Source organism: Enterobacter sp. RHBSTW-00975, from assembly GCF_013615235.1.
Lineage (GTDB): Bacteria > Pseudomonadota > Gammaproteobacteria > Enterobacterales > Enterobacteriaceae > Enterobacter > Enterobacter ludwigii.
On the sequence record NZ_CP055883.1, the window covers coordinates 2,526,464 to 2,550,809 of the forward strand.

Here is a 24,346-nt window from a genome sequence, read left to right on the forward strand (position 1 = left end):
TTTGAACAGAATAAATGAGAACAACATAATGCAAACAGCCAAACCACACCTCGAATTGCTGACCTGCGAGGCGGTCTATCGCCACAACCCAACCGCGCTGTTTCATCAGGTCTGCGGTGCGCGTCCGGCAACGTTGCTGCTGGAATCCGCGGATATTGACAGTAAAGACGATCTTAAGAGCCTGCTGCTGGTCGACAGCGCATTGCGCATTACCGCGCTGGGTGACACTGTCACGATTAAGGCGCTCTCTGAGAACGGTGCCGCGCTGCTGCCACTGCTGGACGCTTCCCTGCCAGCGGGCATCGAGAATGAACGTCACCCGGAAGTGCGGGTACTGCATTTCCCGCCGGTCAGCCAACTGCTGGACGAAGATGCACGCCTCTGTTCTTTGTCAGTCTTCGATGCCTTCCGCCTGCTGCAAAACCTGGTCTCGGTACCAGAAGATGAGCGCGAAGCGATGTTCTTTGGCGGGCTGTTTGCTTACGATCTGGTCGCCGGTTTCGAAGACCTGCCGGAAACCGAACAGGGCAACCGCTGCCCTGACTACTGCTTCTACCTGGCCGAAACCCTGCTGGTGATCGACCATCAGAAAAAATACACCCGTATTCAGGCGAGCCTGTTCACGCCATCCGTGACCGAAAAAACACGTCTTGAGCAGCGCATTGCTCAGCTGCAACAGCAAATGACCGAAGCGCCACCCGCACTGCCGGTTCAGCATGTAGAGAAGATGACCTGTGAGGTTAACCAGACCGACGATCAGTACGGTGCCGTGGTGCGTCAGATGCAAAAGGCGATTCGCGCCGGGGAAATTTTCCAGGTCGTCCCGTCCCGTCGTTTCTCACTGCCCTGCCCCTCGCCGCTGGCGGCCTATGACGTGCTGAAAAAGAGCAACCCAAGCCCGTATATGTTCTTTATGCAGGACAACGAGTTCACCCTGTTTGGCGCGTCACCGGAAAGCTCCCTGAAATACGACGCCACCAGCCGCCAGATCGAGATCTACCCGATTGCCGGTACACGTCCGCGCGGGCGTCGCGCCGATGGCTCTCTGGATCGCGATCTCGACAGCCGTATCGAACTGGAAATGCGCACCGACCACAAAGAGCTCTCCGAGCACCTGATGCTGGTTGACCTGGCGCGTAACGATCTGGCCCGTATTTGTACTCCCGGCAGCCGCTATGTGGCTGACTTAACGAAAGTCGACCGTTACTCCTTCGTGATGCACCTGGTGTCCCGCGTGGTGGGTGAACTGCGCAACGACCTCGACGTGCTGCACGCCTATCGCGCCTGCATGAATATGGGCACCCTGAGCGGTGCGCCGAAAGTCCGTGCAATGCAGCTTATCGCCGCCGCCGAAGGGCGTCGTCGCGGCAGCTATGGCGGTGCGGTGGGTTATTTCACCGCGCACGGTGACCTTGATACCTGCATCGTTATCCGCTCTGCCTATGTTGAAGACGGCATCGCCACCGTCCAGGCGGGCGCCGGGGTGGTTCTTGATTCTGTTCCGCAGTCTGAAGCTGACGAAACGCGCAATAAAGCTCGCGCGGTATTGCGCGCCATCGCTACCGCACACCATGCACAGGAGATTTTCTGATGGCTGACATTCTGCTGCTCGATAACATCGACTCCTTTACCTATAACCTGGCAGATCAGCTGCGTGCGAATGGTCACAACGTCGTTATTTATCGTAACCACGTCCCGGCGCAAACCCTGATTGAGCGTCTGGCAACCATGCAAAACCCGGTGCTGATGCTCTCTCCTGGCCCCGGTGCCCCAAGTGAAGCGGGCTGTATGCCTGAACTGCTGACCCGTATGCGCGGCAAGTTGCCTATTATCGGCATCTGCCTGGGGCATCAGGCGATTGTTGAAGCCTATGGCGGATACGTCGGCCAGGCGGGTGAAATCCTGCACGGTAAAGCCTCCAGCATTGAACATGACGGTCAGGCGATGTTTGCCGGGCTGCCGAATCCGCTGCCGGTGGCGCGCTACCACTCGCTGGTCGGCAGCAACATCCCGGCTGGCCTGACCATTAACGCCTCGTTCGAAGGTATGGTGATGGCCGTGCGTCACGATACCGATCGTGTCTGTGGGATGCAGTTCCATCCGGAGTCAATCCTCACCTCTCACGGTGCGCGTTTACTGGAACAGACCCTGGACTGGGCGCTGCAGAAACTGGAACAGACCAACACCCTGCAACCTGTTCTGGAAAAATTGTATCAGGCACAGACCCTGAGCCAGCAAGAGAGCCACCAGCTCTTCTCCGCCGTGGTTCGCGGTGAACTGAAGCCTGAACAACTGGCGGCCGCGCTGGTGAGCATGAAAGTTCGCGGTGAAAGCCCGCAGGAAATTGCCGGTGCGGCAACGGCGCTACTGGAAAATGCCGCCCCGTTCCCGCGCCCGGACTACATGTTTGCGGATATCGTCGGTACCGGTGGTGATGGCAGTAACAGCATCAATATCTCCACCGCCAGCGCCTTCGTGGCGGCTGCCTGTGGTTTGAAAGTGGCAAAGCACGGTAACCGCAGCGTCTCCAGCCGGTCGGGATCGTCGGACCTGCTGGCCGCATTCGGCATCAATCTCGAGATGAACGCCGAACGTTCGCGTGAAGCCCTGGACGACCTGGGCGTCTGCTTCCTGTTTGCGCCGAAATATCACACCGGTTTCCGCCATGCGATGCCGGTTCGCCAGCAGCTTAAAACCCGCACGCTGTTTAACGTGCTCGGCCCGCTGATCAACCCGGCCCATCCGCCGCTGGCGCTGATTGGCGTCTACAGCCCGGAGCTGGTTCTGCCGATTGCAGAGACCCTGCGCGTGTTGGGTTATCAACGTGCCGCGGTGGTTCACAGCGGGGGAATGGATGAAGTGTCGCTGCATGCGCCAACGCTGGTGGCCGAACTTCGCGACGGTGAAATCCTGAGCTATCAGCTGGAGGCGAGCGACTTTGGTTTAACGCCTTACCATCAGGAAGCGCTGGCGGGCGGCACGCCTGAAGAAAACCGTGACATTCTGACGCGCTTATTACAAGGTAAAGGAGAGGTCGCCCACGAGGCCGCCGTGGCTGCCAACGTCGCGATGCTGATGCGTTTACACGGCGAGGAAGATCTCAAAGCCAACGCACAAAAAGTTCTGAACGTACTGCGCTCAGGTGCAGCTTACGATCGCGTTACCGCACTTGCGGCAAGAGGGTAAAGAATGCAGACCGTTTTAGCGAAAATCGTTGCCGATAAGGCCATCTGGGTGGAAGCACGTAAAGCACAGCAGCCGCTGGCCAGCTTCCAGAATGACGTTGTCCCGAGCAGCCGTCGTTTCTATGATGCTCTGCAGGGCGCACGCACCGCGTTTATTCTTGAGTGCAAAAAAGCGTCCCCGTCGAAAGGCGTTATCCGTGACGATTTCGATCCGGCGCGAATTGCCGGTATCTACAAACATCATGCGTCAGCCATCTCCGTGCTGACGGATGAGAAGTATTTCCAGGGCAGCTTCGATTTCCTGCCCGTTGTCAGCGGGATCGCGCCACAACCGATCCTGTGCAAAGACTTTATTGTCGACCCGTATCAGATCTGGCTGGCACGCTTTTACCAGGCCGATGCCTGCCTGCTGATGCTCTCAGTGCTGGATGACGAACAGTATCGCCAGCTCGCTGCGGTCGCGCACAGTCTGAATATGGGCGTGCTGACCGAAGTGAGCAACGAAGAGGAGCTGGAACGCGCCATTGCGCTGAAAGCCAAAGTGGTCGGCATCAACAACCGCGATCTGCGTGACCTGTCGATTGACCTGAACCGCACGCGCCAGCTGGCGCCGCGTCTGGGCTCTGGCGTCACAGTGATCAGTGAATCCGGTATTAACAGCTACGCACAGGTCCGCGAGCTGAGCCATTTCGCCAACGGTTTCCTGATTGGTTCTGCAATGATGGAACATGACGATCTCAATGCCGCGGTGCGCCGCGTACTGTTGGGTGAAAACAAAGTGTGCGGCTTAACCCGTGAAGAGGATGCCCTGGCTGCGTATGAAGCCGGTGCGATTTACGGCGGGCTGATTTTTGTCGCCTCCTCCCCGCGCGTGGTGACCGAAGCGCAGGCACGTCAGGTGATGACGGCAGCGCCACTCAGCTATGTGGGGGTCTTTCGCAACGCGGATATCGCCGACGTGGTAGCAAAAGCCGAAGCGTTATCTCTGCATGCGGTACAGCTTCATGGCAACGAAGATCAGGCCTATATCGATTCCCTGCGCAGCGCGCTGGCACCTCAGGTGCAAATCTGGAAAGCGCAGAGCGTGGGCGACAGGTTGCCTGAGCGTAACCTGAATCATGTTGATAAATACGTACTCGATAACGGCCAGGGCGGCACGGGACAGCGTTTTGACTGGTCCCTGTTGCACGGCGAAGTGCTGGACAATGTTTTGCTGGCGGGTGGACTTAGCCCGGATAACTGCGTGGAAGCCGCCAAAGCGGGCTGCGCGGGCCTCGATTTCAATTCAGGCGTAGAGTCGCAACCGGGCATCAAAGATGCCAGTAAGCTGGCCTCGGTATTTAAAACTCTGCGTGCATATTAAGGAAGAGAAGATGACGACATTACTAAACCCCTATTTTGGTGAGTTCGGCGGGATGTACGTCCCGCAAATCCTGATGCCCGCCCTGCGCCAGCTGGAAGAAGCGTTCGTGAGCGCGCAGAAAGATCCGGCGTTTCAGGCTGAGTTTACCGACCTGCTGAAAAACTACGCTGGCCGTCCAACGGCCCTGACGAAATGCCGTAACCTGACCGAAGGCACCAAAACCACGCTGTATCTTAAGCGTGAAGATTTGCTGCACGGCGGCGCGCATAAAACCAACCAGGTGTTGGGTCAGGCGCTGCTTGCAAAACGGATGGGTAAAACCGAAATCATTGCTGAAACTGGCGCAGGCCAGCACGGGGTGGCATCAGCCCTTGCCAGCGCCCTTCTCGGTCTGAAATGCCGCATTTACATGGGCGCAAAAGACGTTGAGCGCCAGTCGCCTAACGTATTCCGTATGCGTCTGATGGGCGCAGAAGTGATCCCGGTGCACAGTGGCTCCGCGACGCTGAAGGATGCGTGTAACGAAGCGCTGCGCGACTGGTCTGGCAGCTACGAAACCGCACACTATATGCTCGGCACCGCTGCAGGCCCGCACCCGTTCCCGACGATTGTGCGTGAATTCCAGCGCATGATTGGCGAAGAGACCAAAGCGCAGATCCTGGAAAAAGAGGGTCGCCTGCCGGATGCGGTGATCGCCTGCGTTGGCGGTGGCTCTAACGCTATCGGCATGTTCGCTGATTTCATCGACGAAACCAGCGTCGGGCTGATTGGCGTTGAACCTGCAGGCCACGGGATTGAAACCGGTGAGCACGGCGCACCGTTGAAACATGGTCGCGTCGGGATCTACTTCGGTATGAAAGCGCCGATGATGCAGACCGATGACGGCCAGATTGAAGAGTCATACTCTATCTCGGCAGGCCTGGATTTCCCTTCCGTTGGGCCTCAGCACGCCTTCCTGAACAGCACCGGTCGTGCAGACTACGTTTCCATTACCGATGACGAAGCCCTGGAGGCGTTTAAAACGCTCTGTCGCCACGAAGGGATCATTCCTGCTCTGGAGTCCTCTCACGCCCTGGCGCATGCGCTAAAAATGATGAAAGAGAACCCGGAAAAAGAGCAACTGCTGGTGGTTAACCTTTCCGGTCGCGGTGATAAAGACATCTTCACCGTTCACGATATTTTGAAAGCACGAGGGGAAATCTGATGGAACGCTACGATAACGCATTTGCAGCACTGAAATCTCGCCAGGAAGGCGCGTTCGTTCCCTTCGTGACGCTGGGTGATCCGGGTCCTGAGCAGTCGCTGAAAATTATCGACACCCTGATTGAAGCCGGTGCCGACGCGCTGGAGCTGGGTATTCCGTTTTCCGATCCTCTGGCCGATGGCCCGACTATCCAGAACGCAACGCTGCGGGCATTCGCGGCCGGTGTCACCCCGGGGCAATGTTTCGAGATGCTGGCCGCTATCCGCCAGAAGCACCCGACCATTCCGATTGGCCTGTTGATGTATGCCAACCTGGTCTTCAGTCGCGGTATTGATACCTTTTATGCAGAATGCGCGCGCGTGGGCGTTGACTCGGTGCTGGTGGCAGACGTACCGGTTGAAGAATCTGCGCCGTTCCGCCAGGCGGCGATGCGCCATAACGTGGCACCTATCTTCATCTGCCCGCCAAACGCCGATGATGAACTGCTGCGCCAGATTGCCTCTTATGGTCGCGGGTATACCTACCTGCTCTCCCGTGCGGGTGTAACCGGCGCGGAAAACAAAGCGGCGCTGCCTCTGCATCATCTGGTCGAGAAGCTGGCTGAATACCACGCGGCCCCTCCGCTGCAGGGCTTTGGGATTTCATCTCCCGATCAGGTCACGGCGGCAATTGACGCTAACGCAGCCGGTGCAATCTCAGGCTCCGCTATCGTTAAAATCATTGAGAAGAACGTGGACAAGCCAGAGCAAATGCTGGCTGAGCTGAAAACGTTTGTGAGCGCAATGAAAGCGGCAACGCGTAAAGCGTAACCTCGCCACCGTCTGGCTCCCCGCCAGACGGTGTTTCTGCCGATCAGTTATCCGGGTTCATCGTAAGCACTATCCGGTAGCGCGCCTTTCCCTGCCGTAACCTGTCGAGCGCCTCATTTGCCTGTTCAAAGGGCATCAGCTCTGTGACTGGCAGCGTCTGAAAGAGGTGGCTAAAGCGCAGTGCGCGTTCGGTTTGCGACGGGGTGCTGACAAATGAACCTGTCAGGGTGCGTTCCGCGCCAATCATCATACCCGGCATGACCTGCAACGGTGTGCGTCCGGCACCCAACAGGATCGCTTTTCCTCTGGGGACCAGGGCTGGCAATAACGCTGAAACCGCGTCTGCATCCGGGGCAGTGGCCACAATAATCTCGACGCCGCCTTCCGCTCTCAGCCGTTCCGCCGCGTTTTCCGTCTGCGCATCGATATAGTGATGGGCGCCCAGCTGTAAAGCGTCATGCGCCTTTTCACTGCCGCGCGCAATCACGATAACCTCAAACCCCATCCTACGGGCGTACTGAATCGCCATATGGCCTAAACCACCAATACCGAGAATAGCCACCCTGTCTCCCGCGCTGGCACCGGATTGACGCAACGCGTTAAAGGTTGCCGTACCGGCGCACAAGATCGGGGCCGCGTGAACGGAAGTGAGCGCTGAAGGAATGGCAATCAGCGCGGTATGGCGGATAACAACATACTCGGCGTAACCTCCGTCACAGCTCAGCCCCGGCGTTAGCTGATTTTCACACAGGTGAAAAAGCCCGTTACGGCAAGGCGGGCAATGCTGGCAATATCCCCCAAGACGCCCGACGCCCACGCGCTGACCGGTGTGCCAGATCCCGGGAACTGCATCTCCTTTCCGGGTAATGTGGCCCACAATTTCATGGCCCGGAATACGCCCGGGCTGCCCCGCGTCCGGTACCTTCTCCGCGTCCTGAAGATCGGCACCACAAACGCCGCATACCTCAATTTTAATCAGTACGTCCTCGGGTCCCGGCTCGGGCAACGGTCTGACGACCATTTCAAGCACGCCCGGCGAGGAAATCTGCATAGCACGAAAAGTTTTATTCACGGTATCACCTGTGATGAGCGGTGTATTATGCGTTACGGCCAGCCATGACGCCGCCGTCAATGTCCCAGATTGCGCCGGTGACCCAGCCTGTCTTGTCAGAAAGCAGGAAGGCTACCGTTTCAGCCACATCGCCCGGCGTACCCACGCGGCCAATCGGATGGAAGCTGTCGAAGCTGTTCATCACCTCTTTTACATCGTCTTTCGGGATGAAGCCTTCATAAATTGGCGTGTGAACAACGGCCGGAGACACGGCATTGACGCGAATGCCTTTCCCGCCCAGCTCAATAGCCAGGTTTTTGGTCCACGCATGCAGGCCGGCTTTCGCCATGGAATATGCGGAAGACGGCGTGGCCCCGATGGCCTGCTGTGCCCACATAGAGCCGATATTGACGATGGAGCCTTTAATACCGGCATCAATCATATTGCGCACCACATCACGGGTGATGAAGAAGGTCGCGCGGTTGATGCTCATGTACATGTCGTAATCTGACGCTTCATGTTCAGTAAATGGTTTCGGGAAGAACACGCCAGCGGCATTGACCAGCAGGCTGATGTCTTTATGTTCAGCATTGATGGTATTCATCACGTGCTGCATACCCTCTTCTTTCATCAGGTCGGCCACGATGATGGATACCGGCCCGTCGACCGCCAGCGCCTGACGAGCCTGCTCCGCTTTGTCCTTGCGGTTCCCCACCAGCACCACGCTGCCACCGTTTTTCAGAACCCGCTTCGCCGTTTCGAAGCCCATACCGCTTGTACCACCGACCACTAACAGCTTTTTACCGGCAAAAGATGCGTTCATCGCTAACCTCTTTTAAAACATTTGGTTGTCATTGATGAAAAGCCTCGCTCCTCATCGTGTGCATCCAGAATGCCACCCTGCACCAGGGTTGACGACTGAGAAGAAATTGCGACACAGGAAAGAAAATCTTCTTCGCTCAGGTATACTGAAAGAAAGAATAAATCGGAGTACCTGCAATGCGTTCCCTGAACAGACTTAAATGGCTACATGCTTTTGAAGCGACCGCCCGTCACGGTAGCTTTACCGGTGCGGCACAAGAGCTTGGCGTGACGCCTGCCGCAGTGGGCCAGCTTGTTCGTTCGCTCGAAGACTGGGTTGGTCACCCGCTGCTTCGCCGTACGCGGTCGGGTAAGGAGCGTCTGACGCTGGTGGATGAGGCTCAGGATGCGCTGCAGGACATTACGCAGGGCCTGGACAAGCTGGAAAGCGGGTTAAACAAACTGCGCGGACGTCGCGCACGTTCTGTCGTGGTCGTCACCGCCTCTCAGGTATTAATGATGAACTGGCTGATGGAGCGTCTTAACCGGTTCTCAGAAACACATGACACAATCGATCTGCGGCTTAACGTCACGGAAAAGCTGATGGACGTATCGCACGGCGAAGCGGATATCGGCATTCGCTGCGGACAGGGAGACTGGCCCGGCGTGAATAAAACCTGGCTGATGGATGAAGAGGCGGTGCTGGTCTGTAGCCCCCGCCTGGTGCCTCCGGAGAAAATTGCCTGTGGTGACTGGCTCGCCACGCAGAAGCTGATCCACGATGACACGCCGCACCCGGGCGCGAATTTTCCCTCATGGGACGACGTTCTCCGTACCGTCAATGCCCCTGGCGCGCTGGAAAGCAGGCTGCATATTAACTCCACCTCCGCCGTAATTCTCTCGGCCCTGAGCGGCCGGGGGGTGGCGATTGTACGTCACGCGCTGGTGAAACAGCTGATTGAAACCGGGCAACTGGTTCAATTGCACCCAGACCATCACTGGCCGTTAACATGGTCTTACTACCTGGTGACCCCGCAGCACACCGCCATGCGTGAAGAAGTAAAAATATTTCACGACTGGCTTCTTCATGACGTGGTCTCTGACAATCCATAACCCGCCTTTTTTAAGCATCACGCAGCAAGGGTCATCGCGTACCGGCATGATGCTTCTCTCTTCAGACGTCCGACATAGTTTTTCTTTTCTGCAACGCAAGATTAACTGATTTGTTGAAGATAACCGGCTTTCTCATAATCGCCCTCAACGAACGGTAAAGCAGGCCGGTACCTTATCCGGCCGCCTTGCCTTAACCCTGAGCGAAGGAGAGAACGATGGCTTATCTGCAAATCAGCCTTGATATCAGTAATGAAAACCGTGCGGCAGCCGCCGGGGTCTACCAGCAATACAAAACCCCGTTCCTGACCACCATCGACGGTGCCACCTCTAAAGAACTGCTTGTTCGTGACGAGGACGTACAGGTCCTGCACGGATTTAAAACCGTGTCCCAGGCACAGGCGTATCTCAGCAGTCCGCTTTTCACCCAGGACGTCGTTGAAGCACTGAAACCGTATCTGAACAGCGCGCCTGAAATCCGCATTTACGACGTCCTGTAACGGGCATTTTCTGAAACCTACACGTACCGGAGCTATGAATGTTTTTAAACTGGAATGAATATCGCACCAGCCTGCTGGCCACCGTCGGGAAATTTGCCAGACTGCAGCCTGAATTTATGAAAGGCTTACAGCAGATGGATAAAGGGGCTTCTGAAAATCAGCACCTTGATCCCAAGACCCACGAACTGATTGCGCTGGCTGTTGCCGTTACCACTCGCTGTGATGGTTGCCTGGCGGTACATGTGGAAGCTGCGGTTAAGAAAGGCGCAACGCGTGAAGAGATAGCTGAAGCGCTTTCCGTTGCCATCAGTCTGAACGCCGGTGCTGCGTTAACCTATACCGCCCGGGCTCTGGATGTTTTTGACAACCTGCCAACAAAATAAACCTGCATACGGCACCGCCTGCGGTGCCGTTTAATGACTGACTATGATGTTACTGAATTCTGATTTTTCACAGCGAGCCATCATTACTCCTGATGACTACCGCTGGGTGCCTTCCCCGCAACCCGGTGTGGAGCGCGTCATGCTTGATCGCATTGGCCGCGAGCAGGCCCGCGCAACCAGCCTTGTCAGGTATGCCCCTGATTCTGTGTTTCCTGAGCACACCCACCCCGGCGGAGAAGAGATCCTGGTGCTGAGCGGTACCTTTACGGAAAACGCAACCGATTATCCGGCTGGCTGGTATCTGCGCAGCCCGGACGGCTCGTCGCATCGACCGTCCAGTCGTGACGGCACCACCCTGTTCGTTAAGCTGCGCCAGTTCGCCGCCGAAGAACAGGAACCGGTCAGGATCAATACCAACGAGGCGAGTCGCTGGCACGGCCAGCCGCACAGACTCATTTGTCCCCTGTTCGCAAGCGTAGCGGAAACCACCCAGCTTCAGAGGATCGCACCGGGTGAACGACTCTTCTGCGCTCCGCTCGCCGGAGGAGCCGAGCTCCTGCTTCTCGAAGGGGAAATCAGCGCACCGGAAGGTCGTTACCTGAAAGGAAGCTGGCTAAGATTTCCTGAAGGCGATTTGCCGGCGCTGACGGCCGCCGCCTCTGGGGCACTTTTTTATCTTAAAACGGGACATCTCAGCCCGACCACACTGACCGGAGCGATACCATGAAAGGCAGCGTTATTATCATTGGTGCGGGTGTCAGCGGCCTGTATGCAGGCACACTGCTTGAAAAAGCGGGAGTGGATTACGTGATACTGGAAGCGAGGAAAAGAACCGGCGGTCGCGTACTTTCAGGTCAGGCGTTAGCAAACACGCCTGATGGGGTTCATGTGGACATGGGTGCGACCTGGTTCTGGCCGGAAATTCAGCCTGACTTCGCACACCTGGTTCATCAACTTGGATTAACGCCTCTCCCTCAGGGGCGACCGGGGGATATGCTTTATGAACGCCAGACGACGCCCCCTGCGCAACGTTATCCTGCCTATGTGACATCACCGGAGTCGTTCAGGCTTCAGGGTGGAATGCAGACGCTGACGAGCGCATTAACACGCCAGATCCCGGCGCAGAAGATTAAGTCAGACCATCAGGTGGTTTCTATTTCCCGTCTCGGCGAGGGTATGCAGGTCGCGACGCAGTCCGAAACGGGCGAAGGCTCACTTTTCACCGGTGAACACGTTTTCCTCGCCCTGCCTCCCGCGCTGGCAGCAAAAATGACGTTCGAGCCGGCATTGCCGGAGCAGGTACTTTCACACTGGCGTAAAACGCCAACCTGGATGGCGCCTCACGCAAAATATGTCGCCCTGTACCAGACCGACTTTTTGCAGGCACAGCATCTCTGCGGTGATGTAAGCAGCCGTGTGGGTCCGATGGTTGAAATTCACGATGTGTCAGAGCCCGATACCGGCAAAACGGCTATCTTTGGTTTTATTGGCGTACCGGCAAAATCGCGATGGACGGTGAGCGAGGCCGAACTCAAACGACTCTGCCGGGAGCAACTGGTGCGACTCTTCGGAGAAGACGCGGCAGAGCCTGAAGCCGAGTGGATAAAAGACTGGGCCGCCGATCCGTTTACGACGACAGAATTTGACCTGCAGCAGGACGTCGGGCACGCACAGCCTCAACAGGTTCCGGCGCAGGAAGAATGGGCTGATAAATTAACCGGGATTGCCAGCGAATGGTCACCGCAATTTTCGGGTTATCTGGCCGGCGCAATTGACGCTGCTGCTGAAGGCGTTGGGCACTGGTTACGCCACGTTGCCAGACCCTGAGGCCTGTATCTGCCGATAACAAACATTTTGCTTCCCGGACCGGATTAATGAAATTTATTCATTTTTCTATTCTGATAACGCCTATTAACACGCGGTTTATTTCTGTTAAGAATAGTTGCCAATGACTGCAGACGAATGCCGGCTGGCGCAACGAACTCATACAGGAACACCCGATGAAGATAAAAATTATACTCAACGACAAGACGCTGACCGCAACGTTAAATAGCAGCCAAACCAGTCGTGACTTTATCGCACTGTTGCCCCTTACGCTGCAGCTGAAAGATTATGCCGGGGAAGAGAAAATCGGCGATCTTCCTCGCCGCCTGTCCACGGCCGGCGCACCCGCGGGTACCGCGGCCGCTAAGGGTGATATCACGCTATATGCCCCGTGGGGAAATCTGGCGATTTTCTATAAAGCACACGGATATGCGTCGGGATTAATTACGCTGGGGCAATTAGACGAACCGGATGCCTTGCCCGTATCACCTGCTGAATATACTGCCCGATTTGAGCTACTGACGGATAAGTAGCCGCCCGAATATGTATTTCCGGCACAGCCGGCGAATCTCATCACAACACATTTATCCCCTTCTCTTTTTCCCGGTACCGGGTTTGCCGTTTCATTCACAACAGGAGAGTATGATGATCCGTTTCACCTCTGTAGCAGCATCACTATTGGTATTTGCAGGTATGTCCGCACACAGCGAAACCACCCCTTCAGCTCAAATGACCGTGTCTGAAACGGGCAGTCGCGCGACGATTGCCGAACCCGCTGACCACTTTACCGGACGTGCTTACATTGACCCCCTCTTCTCACCTGTCGCCCCGCAAAGAACAGGCGCCGCGTATGTCACCTTCGTGCCCGGCGCACGTTCCGACTGGCATATCCATCCGCTTGGGCAAACACTGGTGGTCACGTCCGGGACGGGCTGGGTGCAGGAGTGGGGGCAGGAGCGAAAAACCGTGCACGCCGGGGATGTCATTCAATGCCCGCCAGGGGTTAAACACTGGCACGGCGCAACGGATAAAACCACGATGGTACATATGGCCATTCAGGAATCGAATGAGCAGGGGCAAAACGTGAACTGGCTTGAAAAAGTCAGCGATGCGCAGTACCTGCAGGCGGGAGGGCATTAATGCTGAACAGAACCGCCCTGCTTTTCGTTTCACTCTTATTGATTAACGGATGTGTCTCCCAGACTACTCAAAACAGGAGTTCGACAATGAAACCGGAAGACTCACGGGACGCTGTAGCCCAGGTCGCGCCAGCAATGGCTGCCTATTCAGAACAGTTTATTGACAAAGATCTCTGGAATCGCCCGGAACTGTCGCGACGCGATCGAAGCCTGGTGACGGTTGCAGCGCTGATCAGCCGCAATGATACGGCGGAACTTCCCCACTACCTCAACGTGGCGCTGGACAGCGGCGTAAAACCTGCGGAAATCTCAGAGACAATCACCCACCTGGCTTTTTACGCCGGCTGGCCGAACGCCACCTCTGCGGCGCTGATCACGCGTCAGCTGTTTGCGCAACGCCATATCGATACCGCTTCCTTGCCAGGCGGAAAGGTGGATTTCCTGCCGCTGGATGAGGAGTCGGAAAACAAGCGTGCCACGCTGGTTGAATCAAACTTTGGCAAGGTCTCGCCGGGCATAGTGAAATACACGACCGACGCGCTATTCCAGAACCTGTGGCTCAGGCCCGGACTGGCGCCTCGGGACAGAAGTCTGATCACGGTCAGTGCGTTGGTCACTGCCGGCCAGGTGGCCCAGGTTCCTTACCATCTCAACCGCGCCATGGACAATGGTTTAACCCGGACCCAAGCGTCCGAAGTCCTGACGCAACTGGCCTTTGTTGCGGGCTGGCCCAATGTTTTCTCGGCGATGCCGGTCTTTAAAGAGGTGTTTGCCGGCAGGGATCCAGCCTGACGTTTAGCCACGCAACTGTAAACGCCAGGCACCGGATGAGGGGCCTGGCTTTGCGTTGCTGACAAACGTCTCTCTTCAGGGATGTTTGTAATGGCGTAGCGCGTCGACCACCAGCTGGAATGCTTTCGATAGATTTCGGTTCTCGGGATAGTAAATATAATAGCCATCCCAGTAGGGGCACCAGTCGTCGAGCACGCTAATAAGCTCCCCACGGGCAATATGCTTTTCTGCGATATCACGCGGAACATGCGCCAGGCCGTACCCTTCCACTGCAGCCTGAAGGCACTGATAGATCCGGCTAAAGACCAGCTGGCCAGTGACTTTCACGTTCAGGCTTTTACCCTCTTTTTCAAATTCCCAGACGTATAAATTGCCATGCGTCGGAAACCGCAGGTTGATGCAGTTGTAATCAATCAGATCGTTAGGGTGCTGCGGCTGAGGATTGCGGGAAAAATAATCAGGTGAGCCGACCACGGCAAAACGGACATCCGGGCCAATACGCACGGAAATCATGCCGTTGGAGATCTGTTCCCCCAGACGGGTTCCTGCATCAAACCGCCCGGAAACAATATCCGTCAAGGCATAGTCATCAATCAGCTCCAGACTAATGTCAGGATATTCTTTAAGCAGCGGTTCCAGCTTCGGCCAGATAACAGACCCGATAGCATAATCTGACGTTGATATGCGCACCGTACCCGCAGGTTTGCTGTTGAGATCTTTCAGGGACTGCAAACGCCCCTGAATACCATCGATGTAAGGCCCCAGGTCATCCAGCATGGACTGACCAATATCGGTTAACGCAATACTGCGCGTGGTGCGAGTCAGCAGTTTCATCCCCAGCCGAGATTCGAGGGTACGCATAGTATGGCTCAGGGCTGACTGCGATACGCCTAATTGGGCCGCAGCTTTGGTGAAGCTTTTTTCGCGCGCAACGGCAATAAAAGCCATTAAGTCATTAAGATTTTCTCGTGCCAATCTGGGCCTCTGATATCCGGAAAAAATGGGTGGCTGATTCATCCCAATACACTGTCTCTTCAGACGAAAAGCGTTCTGGCGGTATGGCGTTCATTATAAATGACGGCCGCCAGCGCTGTACGAGAAGCAGTCTATCTAATTTATGAAAATTCCTCATTACTGCATTTTGATTTAGTCAGTTTTAACAACATCACATTTCCCGCAGAATACTTTTACACAACGTGAGACGTCTTCATTGCACGTGATTCCACGGTAAGAGGTATCAAATGGTTAAGTATGATTTTAGTGGCAAGGTGGCGCTGGTCACCGGCGCGGCTTCCGGTATGGGACTCGCGACCGTCAGGGCATTTTGCGAATCTGGCGCAACGGTGGTGATGGCGGATATTCGCGAGGATGCGTTATCTCGCGAAGCGGATGTGCTACTGGCTGAAGGGTATACCGTGAAACCCGTCGTCTGCGACGTGACTGACGAAGAGCAGGTCAGACGCATGATTGAGAACGCAGTACAGGCGTTTGGTCAGCTCGACGCCGCCTATAACAACGCCGGTATTCAGAGCCCCATTGCAGAAACCGCAGATGCCAGCGGCGAAGAGTTTGATCGCGTCAACGCGATTAACCTGCGGGGTATCTGGAACTGCATGAAATATGAGCTGCAACAAATGCGCCGTCAGAAAAGTGGCGCTATCGTTAACTGTTCGTCTCTGGGCGGGCTGGTCGGCATTGCCGGGCGCGGCGTTTATCATGCGACAAAGCATGGCGTCCTCGGGCTGACCAAAAGCGCAGCGCTGGAATATGCCGCACGTGGAATACAGATCAACGCCGTTTGTCCCGGCATTATCCGCACGCCAATGGTCGAAAATATGCTGAACAGCGAGCCTGACGCAATGGCCGAGCTCATGAAACTGCAGCCAATTGGTCGCCTGGGCGAGCCCGAAGAGATCGCGCGCGCCGTCTTATGGTTGTGCAGTTCCGATGCCAGCTTCGTCACCGGACAGGCTCTGGCAATTGATGGCGGTTATACGGTTCAGTAATCAGATGTCATTCTGGTTTATTCCCGACAGGGTGTAGACCAGCGTATTCAGCGATTTGAAAGAATAAAGACGATTACCACGGGTTCGTCGTGGTTCTGTTTATACTTTTGAATGGTGTCTAAACAGGGTGGAGGGACTCTTCAGTGGAATATACAGTATTAAGCAACAACCTCAGAATGCCGATGGCGGGTTTTGGTGTTTTTCAGGTCACCGATAAAGAAGAATGTAAACAGTCAGTACTGAGCGCCATTCGTACAGGCTATCGCCTCATTGATACCGCAGCAGTGTACGGCAATGAAGACGCCGTGGGCGATGCCGTTCGTGAAGCCATCGCTGAAGGTCTGTGTACCCGCGAGGAGTTATTTATTACCTCTAAGCTGTGGGTGCAGGACATGGCAAGCTACGAGACCGCCAAAGCCGGTATTGAGGCCTCGTTAAAAAAATCGGGATTAGGCTATTTCGATCTCTACTTATTGCATCAGGCAATGCGTGATTATTTCAGCGCGTGGCGGGCTTTGGAAGATGAGTATGATGCCGGAAAGCTAAAAGCGATTGGCGTGTCTAATTTCTACGCCCACGTGCTCACCAACTTCTGTGAAACGGTCAGAATTAAGCCCATGGTAAATCAGGTGGAATTACACCCTTACTTTGCGCAATCTGACGCACTCGAGACCATGAAATATTACAACGTTCAGCCAGAAGCCTGGGCACCACTTGGCGGCGGAAGGCACAAACCGTACGAAAATGAAATGCTCAAGGGGATTGCCGAAGCGCATCAAAAAACCATCGCTCAGATCATTCTGCGCTGGAATGTGCAACGTGGCGTTACCGTCATTCCTAAATCCACGCACCAGAACCGGATTGAAGAGAACCTGGCTATCTGGGACTTCTCTCTGACCGATGCCGAAATGGCGCAAATCAGTTCGCTCGACTTAGGCTATGTTGGCGATGCGGTTAAACACTTTAACCCTGAGTTTGTTCGCGGGTGTCTGGGTGTAAAAATCCACGACTAAGCGCGACGCGGCGTGCCACCCTCTTCCACTTCTGCAGAGAATGTTACGCCCCTCTCCCTGCTTCGGTACCGAACAGGGAGAGGATATATGTTTTAGCGATCCAAATGCTGAAGGTGGGCATCGTCTGCTTTTATTGCCTGGAACGGTTCTGGAAATAAAGTTACCGACCGAAACAAAATAGGTCTGTGCGACTTAGGATTCAGGTCGTGGACTTGTCTGTACCGGATATGCCATTATATGATTTGGTTAAATCTTTGTATTTATCTTTTGAATAAGGTTAATACAAACTGGCATACTTATTCAGGCGATAAGCGATGGTGTACTTGGATTATTTATTAACATTTATAGAAAGCAATCCGGCTCTGGCCATTGGATTTAATCTTATTCTGTTGGTCATCTCAGGTTTCTTTGCGCACCTGATGTGCAAATTCCTGCTCATAAAAATCGTTCGTAAGGTCTTCTTTGCCAGCCATAAACAGGATGTCCCGCTGGAAAAAGATCGACGCATAGCCGAAAAGCTGTCGAATTTCATTCCGGTTATTATCGTTTATTACGTCCTGCAGTTTATGCCCAATATGCCTGCATCGCTGGTGACGGCAATAAATACCATTTGTGGGATTCTATTCTTTATTTTTCTGTCGGTTTTCTTCAATGAGATGCTGGATATTGTCAACAGCTCATATTTACGCAAGACGAAGCGTAAAAATCACTCTATCAAAGGCTATATCCAGATAGGGAAAATATTTATTCACGTCATCGCCGCGATCATGATCCTTGCCGTCATGTCGAATAAATCCCCCGCGATTATTATTTCCAGCCTCGGGGCCGTGGCGGCCGTGCTGATGTTAGTCTTTCAGCATACCCTGCTTTCGCTCGTTGCCAACATCCAGCTTTCGTCAAATGACGTCCTGCAGTTGGGGGACTGGATTGAAATGCCCGATAAAAACCTGAGTGGCGAAGTGACCGACATTGCGCTGCACACCATTACTATCCGTAACTGGGATAACACGATCTCGCGTATCCCGACCAAAAACTTTCTGACCGAAACGTATACCAACTGGCAGGCCATGTTTTCGTCAGGCGCACGCCGGATTATGCGCAGCACCACGATCGATCAGCACTCCGTTACATTTCTCACGCAGGAAACGCTGGCCCCGATGCTGGCCCTGCGCGGCACGAATGAACCGCTGGCAAAACTCATCGACGGGCGTGATCCCCTGGGCGTACCGGACAGTTGGTTTATGGATAATGGCCTGACAAATTTAACGCTCTTTCGGCACTACCTGATGGCCTGGCTCGCCGATCGGCCTGATATTATCAAAGATATGTATATTGTGGTGAGAACGCTGAAGCCTACGCCGTCGGGTATTCCCCTGGAAATTTATTGCTTTACCTCTTCCGTACTGTGGATGGAGTATGAAAATACTCAGTCAGCGATATTTGAATACATCACCGCTGTCGCCGGTCAATTCTCGCTCCGCTTATATCAGTATCCGGCAGGACATGATTTCTGGCGTTTATCACAGGAACACAGCCTTCGGGACCGCACCCCACCTCCGGGTGAAGGTTAAGTTTTTTTGAAAACAGGCCGGTCAAACGGAATAATAGACAGCCTATCACCATCCTGAAGCCATAAAAAAACCCGCACTTGGCGGGTTTTTTTATTATCGGTGAAGCTTAACTGCTCAGACTCGCGTCTTCATCGCTATCGTAAGGCTCACCGACAATGTGCGCGACTTACAGCGGAGAAACGTTACCCGCTGCTGGGCCTTTAGCGCCATTTTCAATGGTGAAGGACACTTTCTGGCCTTCATCAAGAGATTTGTAGCTGTCGCTCTGAATAGCAGAGAAGTGTACGAATACATCTTTGCTGCCGTCGTCAGGAGTGATAAAGCCAAAACCTTTATCAGAGTTAAACCATTTTACTAAACCAGTCATTTTATTAGACATAGATAATTCCTTATTTTTTGAGCCACTAAGCGCGGCGATGATGGCCTGTATTTAGAGAGTAACTTATTTGGCACTTAGGAGGAGGCTCACGAAGAAGAGTATCTATTGATAACACCTGAACTGAGGACTGCTTTACTAAACTGCTTTAATAAGGTCTGTATTCCAAACCGATGACGCTATTTAGGCACAGAAAAATTTTTTAAGCAAAGTTTTTATTTTTTATTATAACCACTTAAACACCCGGACGGCTGAATGGCTATGGAAATTAAGGCGCTGGCGCAGCGTATTCACGCCCTGTTTAGCTAAAGCATACTTCCCCTTTTGAGGGTGGATACCCGTCTGACGATGGGTCATCGTATGCACGTGACTGCTCAACCAGAGGCTGAACTCGTGTGACATGGGATTACATCGCTCAGGCGACTTTCCACCTGGATTTCTGATGCAAGGCTGAAGTCTGAGGTGGAAAGCTAATGCGCCCTCGCTAAGTAGCTCAAAATGCTTAAAATTCATGCCTATAGCGCACAAAGTGAAATAGATTTTCGTTCGAAGCCACTTATCATAGGTGTTTTGAATGAAAGTGGTGGTGTTAATGTCTGTGCTCAAAAGCTTTTTCTTCTTTCTCTTCGCGTCAGCAGCCTGCACTGTGCCCGTGCTTTGCCTGTGGGCGGATATCTATTTATTTAACCTGGATATACCGGAGATATCGCTGACCGAAATTGTGCAGGAAACAGTTTTAGGGGGCATCGTATTTATACACTTCCTGCTGGCGAAGAAATGGGCATTCATGCGCTATTGCAACATCCTGATTGGCGGCTTTTTCCTCTCCATGCTGATTCGAGAACTGGATGCATTTTTCGATCTTCTGGCTCACGGAAGTTGGGTATGGTTTGCACTGCTTTCCGCCGTTTGCGCTTTGCTTTATCCCGTTATGCATTATCGTCTTACCCTTACGCAACTGGCAGACTATACCCGTACCCCGTGGTACGGCGTGATGCTCAGTGGTCTGCTGGCAGTCCTGGTCTTCTCCCGACTGTTTGGAATGCACGGGTTATGGTACGCGATACTTGATCAAAGCTACGTCAGGGTAGTCAAAAATGTCGTGGAGGAAGGCAGCGAGTCATTCGGGTATATGCTCTGCCTTATAGCATCTGTAGGGTACTACTGCTCTTTCCGGTCGCTCCCCCGCCAGAAATGATTCTGGTATTTAGAGAGCACGATAAACACGCCAATCTTCCTGTGACGATGAGTTGAACGCCACAGGGAGAGCGGACTTCTATTCTCAAAAGCAAACGTTGTAGCGCCCAATATAATATGTTACATCTCTCTTAACGCCATCCGCGTGCTCCGTGTTCAGGTAATGCCCTTATAAAGTGAAAAAGAATCAATAGTCGTTGAACAGATGAAGATAAAAAAACAACATCAAAAATCTCTTCTTCAGATTTTTAATGGTGAAGTCAATCTCCCTCGCAGCAAAAATTCACGTGATTATATGTGAATTCGCAGACTAACATCTTAACGCTCTATTAATTCGGCGAATCTCTCAAGAAATGCACTAAATGCAGCTTTCGGTAGCATCGGAACGACTTTAATTATAACCGATGGTGATATATCTCGCAGGGAAGGATAGTCTAATACCTTTTCCATACCCAGATCCCTCGCTTCAGTAGCGAGCATGATCCGATCAGCATGCTTAACTTCTGAGGCTTTACAGGAGGAAATATTAAATTTCACTCTGATCAATGACTCAATTTCTTTCTCAAGGTTTATATACTGCGGCATACATTTTTTTAAAGGAGAAGGGAAATCTTTTATGTAAGCCTCGGTGGCATCATGAAGAAGCCCTTCCAGAGCCAAATGCACTGGCGTTAAATAACTTACCAGAACGGAATGCTGAGCCACTGAATAGAAACTTTCGCATTGCCCACCAAAACGGCATTCATTTGACAAGCCCTTAGCGATATCAATTATATCTATATCATTTATACTGAGATTAAGAAAATCAATTTTCTTGCCGCTAAAAGTAACGATAGTGGTTGCTGAATGCATAAACCCGCCCCAAATAAAATAACTCTCAGACCATTTACCTGGAGTATAAAAAACGCTTTATCGAAAAAAAAGGACGCATGTCCTTTTTTCGAAAGGAGTTTTATTATAAGAATTGATGACGATTTGAGAAAATGGTATAGATGCGCCAGAAATATCATCGCTGACAGGTTAACCTGGGGATGCCAGGCATATGACTTGAGATTATTTCATGCGCAATCTATAATAATTCACAAACAAAGCGTTGAGTCACCTTTATGAAATCATTACAAATAGATTTATCACATTCTGACATTCTGAACTCTAAACTTAAATTCATTTTACCAGATGACATACTCAGCAGAGCTAAATTACTGATTTTTAATAAGGGAGAGATTTTACTCCACCAAGGAGATTCCCCATCGGGAGTTTACTGTTTAATTAAAGGTAAGGTACAAATAGAGCATTTATCTAAAGATGGTAAAGATATTACTTTTTGTATAGAAGAACCTCTCTCTGTGATTGGTGCCATTGAAATTTTCCAACATGATAGCACCAGCAGAAATCTGAGTACAGTAAAGATCCTTAAGACGTCAACGATAGTTTATTTTTCACTTAACTATATAAATACTATTGGATTTAATGAGCCAGTTTTTCTTCGTTTTCTTTGCCAACAACTTGCAAATAAATTATTCATCTCTTCTCAATTAAAAACCACTATGTGTTTAAGTTCATTACAGAGAGTTTCAAATTACCTCATGAATGAATATAATAAACATGGTTCCGTTATCAGGCTTGAGCGAAGAGAATTGGTCGCATCATTTCTTTCCATTTCGGTGAGACATCTCAATCGAGTTTTAGCAGAGTTACAAGAAAATCAAATCATAGAACTCAAGAATAAAACGATTATAGTGAAAGACAGTGAATTATTAAAGCCAGAGTAATCTGCAAATAACCTTCGCACCACATTCTACCACAGCCGCTTTCAACGCCATCGGAAGATGGTTCATTTATATGAAGCCTTTTTTAATCACAAGTTTTTTATTTTATAAAAGCACTAACCATATATAAAAACTATGGCGCGCGATTTTTTTCACAAATATCTTAGCGAAGTTAGCGCTCAGAATACTAATCGTTATTGAAGCGAGACCGACTGGCATGTCCACTAAAAAGAGATAGATGTCCTTTTTTTTGGATGCATTGTTCGTCATCTTATCTCGTGACAAGCTTCCTTACTGAGAGAAATACTATGAGAAAATTACTTATTGATACTGATACCGCTTCTGATGACGCAGTCGCTATTGTGATGGCACTCAGAGAGCGTACCGTTAGGGTTGAAGCAATCACAGTAGTCGTTGGTAACTGTGAGATCGAACAGTGTGTTCAAAACGCATTAGTGAGTATTGAAAAAGCCGGAACATATGCTCCTCCTGTATTTTCCGGAATGACAAAGCCGCTTTTTAAAACCCACTTCACTTCTCACCATATTCATGGCAAAGATGGTATGGGTAATATGGAAAATCCCCCCACCACCCTAAAGTCGGAATCACTTCATGCGGTAGATGCGATTCTTCTTTATGCAGAAAAATTCAAAGGTGAACTTGAGATCGTTACCCTGGGACCTCTGACTAATCTGGCAATGGCAGTACTGAAGGAACCAACGCTTGCGAAAAAAATTAAACATGTTTATATCATGGGCGGTGCCGGCCTTACTTCGGGAAATATCACGCCTCTGGCTGAGTTCAATTTTTTTGTTGATGCGGAAGCCGCTAATATTGTGATGCAATCAGGGCTCCCTATGACAGTCGTTGGGTGGGAAATAGGCATGGGAGAAGCTTTCATTAATGAAGATGATATAGCATACCTCAATCAACTGAGCCCCTTGGGTCAGTTCGCCGTAAGATGCAACAAATCCTTGATGGAGTTTAATGCAGGCCGAACGGTACGCAAGGGTTTTGATTTGCCAGACCCCACCACCATGGCAGTAGCGCTTTTTCCTGATATTGTTGAGGAGGCGTTTTCCCGTTATTCCTGGGTGGAGTACAAATGTGAGTCATCGTATGGACATTATGTTATCGATGCGACAAACCTTACAGGGAAAGCACCTAATGTCAGAATTATACTTAAAATAAAAAGTGGTATGTTCAAAGAGAAATTATTCTCGTTACTCGCAGACTCCGCAATGATGTATAGAGGAACTTTAGATGCATTTTAATTCCCGAAGGATTCCGAAAATTGAGCTTCACGTTCATTTGGATACTTGTATTAGCTATCATTGCGCAAAAATGCTGATGCCTGCACTGAATCTTAAAGTATTTCAGTCGAATTTTATCGCACAGAGTCAATGTACTGACCTGGGAGATTTTTTAAGAAGAATTTCTCCGCAGCTGAGCTTATTACAAACCCACACTGCATTACGTCAGGCCGTCGAAGACATGTTTGATCAACTCCATGCTGATGGGGTAATTTATGCTGAGTTACGCTTTGCGCCACTCTTACATCTTAATCAATATCTTACGGCTGAAGAGGTCATTGAAACCGTCCTGGATGCCATGCAGATAAATAGCCATATTTTTGATATCAAAGCCAATTTAATATTATGTACACTGCGTCATTTTACGGCAGAACAGAGCCTTGAGACGGCAAGACTGGTGACAAAATACCTGCATTATGGGGTTGTCGCGCTTGACCTTGCAGCTGATGAAGCCCGCTATCCGCTGGATAACCATGTTGAGGCGTTTAATTATGTACGCCAGCATGGAGGCAACTGTATCGCACATGCAGGAGAGGCTAAGGATTTCGTCAGCGTAAATGAAACGCTTAATAAACTGAAAGTTTCTCGCATCGGACATGGCGTCAGAAGCATTGCTGACAGAGCGACACTAGATCGGTTGCTTGCAGAGCATATCCATCTGGAGATTTGCCCGGGTTGTAACATTGTCTGTAATATTTATCCTTCCATTGAAGAGCACCCTGTTAATGCGCTTTTTCGTGAAGGCATTTCATTAAGCATTAATACTGATGCCAGAACCGTTGCCAACACCTCACTGGATAAAGAATATCAACTATTACATCATGTTTTTGGATGGGACACAGAAGAATTTCTGGTTTGCAATATCAATGCTATTGACGCATGTTTTGCCTCGCTACCGCTGAAGAAACAACTCAAAGCCAATCTTACGGGGTGATAATCC

General features: G+C 51.9%; 25 protein-coding genes, 1 pseudogene and 1 other annotated feature (1 of these 27 only partly in view). Of the genes and pseudogenes, 21 read left to right on the forward strand and 5 right to left on the reverse strand.

What is annotated here, in order from left to right; translation table 11 throughout:
- Positions 1-2: a sequence feature (Trp leader region), on the forward strand (it extends 93 nt beyond the left edge of the window).
- 26 nt (positions 3-28) lie between these two features.
- From HV340_RS12105 to trpA, 5 genes are read left to right on the forward strand one after another with little or no spacing between them, the layout of a single operon-like run.
- Positions 29-1,591, forward strand: coding sequence for an anthranilate synthase component 1 (locus tag HV340_RS12105; protein WP_025203978.1), 1,563 nt, complete (start codon positions 29-31; stop codon positions 1,589-1,591).
- Positions 1,591-3,186 carry a bifunctional anthranilate synthase glutamate amidotransferase component TrpG/anthranilate phosphoribosyltransferase TrpD gene (gene trpD, locus HV340_RS12110; RefSeq protein WP_014170382.1) on the forward strand — a complete coding sequence of 532 codons (1,596 nt, stop codon included), beginning with the start codon at positions 1,591-1,593 and terminating at the stop codon, positions 3,184-3,186. The genes HV340_RS12105 and trpD overlap by 1 nt, the downstream gene beginning before the upstream one ends.
- A 3-nt stretch (positions 3,187-3,189) precedes the next feature.
- The gene (trpCF, locus tag HV340_RS12115) at positions 3,190-4,548 is read left to right on the forward strand and encodes a bifunctional indole-3-glycerol-phosphate synthase TrpC/phosphoribosylanthranilate isomerase TrpF (protein ID WP_063924889.1); all 1,359 of its coding nucleotides are present in this window, start codon (positions 3,190-3,192) and stop codon (positions 4,546-4,548) included.
- A 10-nt stretch (positions 4,549-4,558) separates the two neighbouring features.
- Positions 4,559-5,752, forward strand: a complete 1,194-nt coding sequence (gene trpB / locus HV340_RS12120) for a tryptophan synthase subunit beta (protein WP_020882431.1) — start codon at positions 4,559-4,561, stop codon at positions 5,750-5,752.
- A complete protein-coding gene (trpA, locus tag HV340_RS12125; protein ID WP_014170385.1) occupies positions 5,752-6,561 on the forward strand; it encodes a tryptophan synthase subunit alpha in 810 nt (269 codons plus the stop codon). The genes trpB and trpA overlap by 1 nt, the downstream gene beginning before the upstream one ends.
- Positions 6,562-6,604: 43 nt before the next feature.
- Here trpA and HV340_RS12130 read toward each other — a convergent pair whose 3' ends face one another.
- Positions 6,605-7,633 (reverse strand): alcohol dehydrogenase catalytic domain-containing protein, encoded by a 1,029-nt coding sequence (locus tag HV340_RS12130; protein WP_126547683.1) that lies wholly within the window; start codon positions 7,631-7,633, stop codon positions 6,605-6,607.
- 25 nt (positions 7,634-7,658) lie between these two features.
- Positions 7,659-8,435 (reverse strand): SDR family oxidoreductase, encoded by a 777-nt coding sequence (locus tag HV340_RS12135; protein WP_047356776.1) that lies wholly within the window; start codon positions 8,433-8,435, stop codon positions 7,659-7,661.
- Between the two features lie 176 nt (positions 8,436-8,611).
- Here HV340_RS12135 and HV340_RS12140 point away from each other — a divergent pair, with 176 nt between their 5' ends.
- The 8 genes from HV340_RS12140 to HV340_RS12175 all read left to right on the forward strand — a co-directional run bounded on the left by HV340_RS12140 (position 8,612) and on the right by HV340_RS12175 (position 14,161).
- Positions 8,612-9,526 carry a LysR substrate-binding domain-containing protein gene (locus HV340_RS12140; protein WP_063924887.1) on the forward strand — a complete coding sequence of 305 codons (915 nt, stop codon included), beginning with the start codon at positions 8,612-8,614 and terminating at the stop codon, positions 9,524-9,526.
- A 215-nt stretch (positions 9,527-9,741) separates the two neighbouring features.
- The gene (locus tag HV340_RS12145; RefSeq protein ID WP_014170391.1) at positions 9,742-10,023 is read left to right on the forward strand and encodes a hypothetical protein; all 282 of its coding nucleotides are present in this window, start codon (positions 9,742-9,744) and stop codon (positions 10,021-10,023) included.
- Positions 10,024-10,061: 38 nt separating this feature from the next.
- Positions 10,062-10,406 carry a carboxymuconolactone decarboxylase family protein gene (locus HV340_RS12150; protein WP_014170390.1) on the forward strand — a complete coding sequence of 115 codons (345 nt, stop codon included), beginning with the start codon at positions 10,062-10,064 and terminating at the stop codon, positions 10,404-10,406.
- A 43-nt stretch (positions 10,407-10,449) separates the two neighbouring features.
- Entirely contained in the window at positions 10,450-11,133 is a 684-nt protein-coding gene (locus HV340_RS12155) for a cupin domain-containing protein (RefSeq protein ID WP_079230917.1), read from the forward strand.
- The gene (locus tag HV340_RS12160) at positions 11,130-12,233 is read left to right on the forward strand and encodes an FAD-dependent oxidoreductase (RefSeq protein WP_063924886.1); all 1,104 of its coding nucleotides are present in this window, start codon (positions 11,130-11,132) and stop codon (positions 12,231-12,233) included. Before HV340_RS12155 ends, HV340_RS12160 begins: the two co-directional genes overlap by 4 nt.
- A 173-nt stretch (positions 12,234-12,406) precedes the next feature.
- Positions 12,407-12,763 carry a cyclophilin-like fold protein gene (locus tag HV340_RS12165; protein WP_020882425.1) on the forward strand — a complete coding sequence of 119 codons (357 nt, stop codon included), beginning with the start codon at positions 12,407-12,409 and terminating at the stop codon, positions 12,761-12,763.
- 109 nt (positions 12,764-12,872) lie between these two features.
- Complete coding sequence (locus HV340_RS12170; RefSeq protein WP_237770623.1) at positions 12,873-13,370, forward strand: cupin domain-containing protein; 498 nt, start codon at positions 12,873-12,875, stop codon at positions 13,368-13,370.
- Positions 13,370-14,161 (forward strand): carboxymuconolactone decarboxylase family protein, encoded by a 792-nt coding sequence (locus tag HV340_RS12175; RefSeq protein ID WP_080472754.1) that lies wholly within the window; start codon positions 13,370-13,372, stop codon positions 14,159-14,161. The genes HV340_RS12170 and HV340_RS12175 overlap by 1 nt, the downstream gene beginning before the upstream one ends.
- A 75-nt stretch (positions 14,162-14,236) precedes the next feature.
- On the opposite strand, the gene HV340_RS12180 is transcribed toward HV340_RS12175, so the two are convergent.
- A complete protein-coding gene (locus HV340_RS12180) occupies positions 14,237-15,136 on the reverse strand; it encodes a LysR family transcriptional regulator (protein ID WP_014170396.1) in 900 nt (299 codons plus the stop codon).
- 266 nt (positions 15,137-15,402) lie between these two features.
- Between HV340_RS12180 and HV340_RS12185 the strand changes: the two genes are divergently transcribed.
- The 4 genes and pseudogenes from HV340_RS12185 (at position 15,403) to HV340_RS24485 (ending at position 18,751) form a co-directional block, all read left to right on the forward strand.
- Positions 15,403-16,167: a glucose 1-dehydrogenase gene (locus HV340_RS12185; protein WP_063924883.1), complete on the forward strand. Its 765-nt coding sequence runs from the start codon at positions 15,403-15,405 to the stop codon at positions 16,165-16,167.
- A 143-nt stretch (positions 16,168-16,310) separates the two neighbouring features.
- On the forward strand, positions 16,311-17,180 hold the full coding sequence (locus tag HV340_RS12190; RefSeq protein ID WP_163387348.1) for an aldo/keto reductase: 870 nt from the start codon (positions 16,311-16,313) through the stop codon (positions 17,178-17,180).
- Between the two features lie 314 nt (positions 17,181-17,494).
- Positions 17,495-17,915 (forward strand): annotated as a pseudogene (locus tag HV340_RS24480) (hypothetical protein).
- A gap of 107 nt (positions 17,916-18,022) precedes the next feature.
- A complete protein-coding gene (locus tag HV340_RS24485) occupies positions 18,023-18,751 on the forward strand; it encodes a mechanosensitive ion channel domain-containing protein (RefSeq protein WP_323133848.1) in 729 nt (242 codons plus the stop codon).
- A 166-nt stretch (positions 18,752-18,917) separates the two neighbouring features.
- Here HV340_RS24485 and cspA read toward each other — a convergent pair whose 3' ends face one another.
- On the reverse strand, positions 18,918-19,130 hold the full coding sequence (gene cspA / locus HV340_RS12200) for an RNA chaperone/antiterminator CspA (RefSeq protein ID WP_014170400.1): 213 nt from the start codon (positions 19,128-19,130) through the stop codon (positions 18,918-18,920).
- A gap of 589 nt (positions 19,131-19,719) precedes the next feature.
- On the opposite strand from cspA, the gene HV340_RS12205 reads away from it, so the two are divergent.
- Entirely contained in the window at positions 19,720-20,325 is a 606-nt protein-coding gene (locus HV340_RS12205; RefSeq protein ID WP_063925456.1) for a hypothetical protein, read from the forward strand.
- Positions 20,326-20,642: 317 nt separating this feature from the next.
- Here HV340_RS12205 and HV340_RS12210 read toward each other — a convergent pair whose 3' ends face one another.
- Positions 20,643-21,176 carry a hypothetical protein gene (locus tag HV340_RS12210; RefSeq protein ID WP_025203966.1) on the reverse strand — a complete coding sequence of 178 codons (534 nt, stop codon included), beginning with the start codon at positions 21,174-21,176 and terminating at the stop codon, positions 20,643-20,645.
- Positions 21,177-21,430: 254 nt separating this feature from the next.
- Here HV340_RS12210 and HV340_RS12215 point away from each other — a divergent pair, with 254 nt between their 5' ends.
- The 3 genes from HV340_RS12215 (at position 21,431) to add (ending at position 24,340) form a co-directional block, all read left to right on the forward strand.
- Positions 21,431-22,096 carry a Crp/Fnr family transcriptional regulator gene (locus tag HV340_RS12215; protein WP_181216006.1) on the forward strand — a complete coding sequence of 222 codons (666 nt, stop codon included), beginning with the start codon at positions 21,431-21,433 and terminating at the stop codon, positions 22,094-22,096.
- Positions 22,097-22,401: 305 nt separating this feature from the next.
- On the forward strand, positions 22,402-23,367 hold the full coding sequence (locus tag HV340_RS12220; protein WP_063924881.1) for a nucleoside hydrolase: 966 nt from the start codon (positions 22,402-22,404) through the stop codon (positions 23,365-23,367).
- Positions 23,357-24,340, forward strand: a complete 984-nt coding sequence (add, locus tag HV340_RS12225; RefSeq protein WP_063924880.1) for an adenosine deaminase — start codon at positions 23,357-23,359, stop codon at positions 24,338-24,340. The genes HV340_RS12220 and add overlap by 11 nt, the downstream gene beginning before the upstream one ends.
- Positions 24,341-24,346 lie beyond the last annotated feature (6 nt).